3 protein-coding genes and 1 pseudogene are annotated in these 2,730 nt (G+C 72.7%); 3 read left to right on the forward strand and 1 reads right to left on the reverse strand.

All coding sequences use genetic code 11. From position 1 onward, the window contains the following. The coding region (locus tag M8J74_RS43940; protein WP_249841744.1) for a WD40 repeat domain-containing protein at nt 1-1,095 on the forward strand (1,095 nt) is incomplete at its 5' end. Nucleotides 1,096-1,107: 12 nt separating this feature from the next. Here M8J74_RS43940 and dapA read toward each other — a convergent pair. Next, the gene (gene dapA / locus M8J74_RS43945; protein WP_249841745.1) at nt 1,108-2,010 is read right to left on the reverse strand and encodes a 4-hydroxy-tetrahydrodipicolinate synthase; all 903 of its coding nucleotides are present in this window, start codon (nt 2,008-2,010) and stop codon (nt 1,108-1,110) included. 161 nt (nt 2,011-2,171) lie between these two features. On the opposite strand from dapA, the gene M8J74_RS44765 reads away from it, so the two are divergent. Further along, the gene (locus tag M8J74_RS44765; protein ID WP_267955905.1) at nt 2,172-2,303 is read left to right on the forward strand and encodes a hypothetical protein; all 132 of its coding nucleotides are present in this window, start codon (nt 2,172-2,174) and stop codon (nt 2,301-2,303) included. Next, a pseudogene (locus M8J74_RS43950) lies at nt 2,300-2,730 on the forward strand (hypothetical protein); the annotation flags it as partial. The gene M8J74_RS44765 and the pseudogene M8J74_RS43950, both read left to right, overlap by 4 nt.

The raw sequence follows: 2,730 nt of genomic DNA on the forward strand, positions 1-2,730 counted from the left end.
GCCGCGGCCACGGCCGCCGTGGTCGCCGCCGCGGTGGCGGTACCGCTGCTGGAGTCCGGCAAGAGCGACGTGCGGCCGTCGGGCGTTGTGCAGAAGGACGGCATCACCGCGCACCCGGACCAGTCGCCGCCGCGCGAACCGGTGGCGGCCGGGAACGCGGTACTGGCCGCCTACTACACGGTCCGCGACCGGCCCAGGACCGAGCACACCGCCGTCCAGCAGCGCACCTACTGGCTGCTCGACCAGAGGACCGGGAAGTACGAGAAGGACGCCCGGTGGTCGATCGTCGCGGTCGCCCCGGGCCTGAGGACCGCCGCCGTGCTGGAGCGGAACCTTCCCGCCCAGCGGATCGGTCTGCTCGACCTCGCCACGGGCAGGGTGGAACGGTGGATCCCCGTCCAGCACGGGGTCGGCGGGCTCGCGTTCTCGTACGACGGCCGCAGGCTCGTGGCCACGACGTACGCCGCGAATCCCGATCTGCGCACCAAGATGAAGGTACGCACCGGTCAGAACAAGGTGGTGTGGGACTGGGAACCCGGGTTCGGTGACTCCAGCCGGTCCGGTTTCTACGACCTCGACGTGCTCTCCGGCGAAGGTGCCTGGACGCCGGTCGCGTTCGACCGCAACACCAACTCCCGTCAGGACTTCGCGTTCAGCCGCGCCGGCGACCTGATGTACGCGCAGGTCATCGGCGGCCGGGACGGCATGCAGCAGTTCTACGACCACCAGGGTGCCAAGGTCGCCGCCCCGGCGGACGAGAAGTACCTGCGCTCGGACGTCCCCGCCAGGCTGTCCCCGGACGGCCGGCTCGCCGCCCTCGGCCTGACCAGGGAGGTGCCGCCCGGGAAGTCGTACTCCTCGATCCGTGACCCCCGCACCGGCAAGGAGGTCACCAAGGTCCGCGGCGCCCATCTGCTCGCCTGGGCCGACGACCGGCGGCTCATCGCCTGGGAGCGGGTGACGACCCTGGACGAGCCGTACCGGGCCCGGCTGGTGCTGGTCACTCTGGGCAGCGACAAGGTCGTACCCCTGAGCGGAGCCCGCGACGAGCACTACGACCGGCAGGAGTGGGAGCCCGTCTTCGCCCGCCGCTGACCGGCGGCCGCTTCAGCCGTCGGTCAGCTCCCGGTACGCCGCCAGCAGCCCGTCGACCGCCGCGCGGCCGGCGGGCCGCATCGGGGCGCGGACCGGGCCCGCGGGCAGGCCGAGTTCGCCCAGCAGGGCCTTGGCGGTGACCGCCCCGGGCAGGCCCGCCGACATCATCGCCTCGATGAGCGGCGTGGCGCGTTGCTGGAGGCGGGCGGACACGGGGGTGTCGCCCGCCTCGAACGCGTCCAGGACCGCGCGCAGCCGGTCGGGCACGACGTTGGCGACCGTGCTGATGTATCCGGAGCCGCCCACCGCGTACAGCGCGAGGTTGTGCTCGTCGCAGCCCGCGTAGTACGCCAGGTCCGTGCGCGCGAGGACCTTCTGGGCGGCGAGGAAGTCGTAGGAGCAGTCCTTGACCGCCACGATCCGCGGGTGCTCGGCGAGCCGGAGCATCGTGTCCGGCTCGATACGGGTGCCGGTGCGGCCCGGGATGTCGTAGAGGACGACCGGCAGCCCCGAGGCGTCGGCGACCGTGCGGAAGTGGTCCTCCAGCGCGTCCTGCGGGGGCCTGCTGTAGTAGGGGCTGACCACCAGGACCCCGTCGGCGCCCGCCTTCTCGGCCGCCAGCGCCAGCTCCACGGTGTGGCGGGTGTCGAAGGTGCCGACCCCCGCCACGATCGACGCCCGGCCGCCCACCGCCTCCCGCACCGCCTCGACGAGCGCCGCCTTCTCGGCGTCCGTGGTGGTCGGGGACTCGCCCGTGGTGCCGGAGAGCACCAGGCCGTCGCAGCCGAGGGAGACCAGACGGTCGGCGAGCCGCTGGGCCCCGCCGAGGTCGAGCGCCCCGCCGTCGGTGAACGGGGTGATCATCGCGCAGAGGGCGCGGCCGAAGAGCGGGGCGGAGCGTGCGGTGGTCGTCATGGCAGAAGTCTTCGGCAGAACGACAGTGAAGCTCCACTTAAATCTTCTACGAGATAAAGATAAGGCTTCCTACGGCGTACGGCTTTGGGCCCTATGTCCATCGCGGCCCTCTTGAGTCACCATGGCAGGACGGTGACAGACCGCTGGTCATGGGAGGCGTCATGAAGCTCGGCAAGGCACTGGCGACCGGAGTGGCGGAGGAACGGCCGCAGATCCATGAGGAAGAGCCCGAACTGCCCGAGGAGATCACCGAGGAGCTGAAGGCCCCCGAAGAGGTCCCGGCGGCCCGATGAGGCTGCGGCTTCCGGAGGAACGCCCGACGGAGCCGCCCACCGGATACAAGATCGCCCACCCGGTGCTGTCCCAGGACGGCACCCGGGCCGGGTTCACCGGTGTGTCGCTGGGCGGCGCGCTGCCGTACGGCGTCCTGGCCGACGCGTCCTGCGTCTACGGCCTGCGGCACGGCGCACCGCACCGCCGCTGCGACTGCGGCTTCCACTGCGTGCACGACCGCGGAACCGCCGAGGCGCTGCTGTGCACGGCCGAGCACCGGACCGCCGTCCTGCTGGAGGTGCTGGTCCTCGGCCGCTACATCCGCTTCGAGCGCGGCTTCCGCTACGCCCGCCAGCGGGTGCGCACCGCCACGGCCGGCCCCTGCGCCTGCGGCGCCGTCGCCGCGGCCCTGGCCGACGCGGGCTGGGGGCGCCCCGGCTGGCGCGT

It is taken from the genome of Streptomyces panaciradicis, from assembly GCF_023516615.1.
Classification (GTDB): Bacteria; Actinomycetota; Actinomycetes; order Streptomycetales; family Streptomycetaceae; genus Streptomyces; species Streptomyces panaciradicis.

Coding starts and splice junctions, on each gene's coding strand:
- M8J74_RS44765 (WP_267955905.1), top strand. CDS start 2,172: ATGAAGCTCGGCAAGGCACTGGCGACCGGAGTGGCGGAGGAACGGCCG.
- dapA (WP_249841745.1), bottom strand. CDS start 2,010: ATGACGACCACCGCACGCTCCGCCCCGCTCTTCGGCCGCGCCCTCTGC.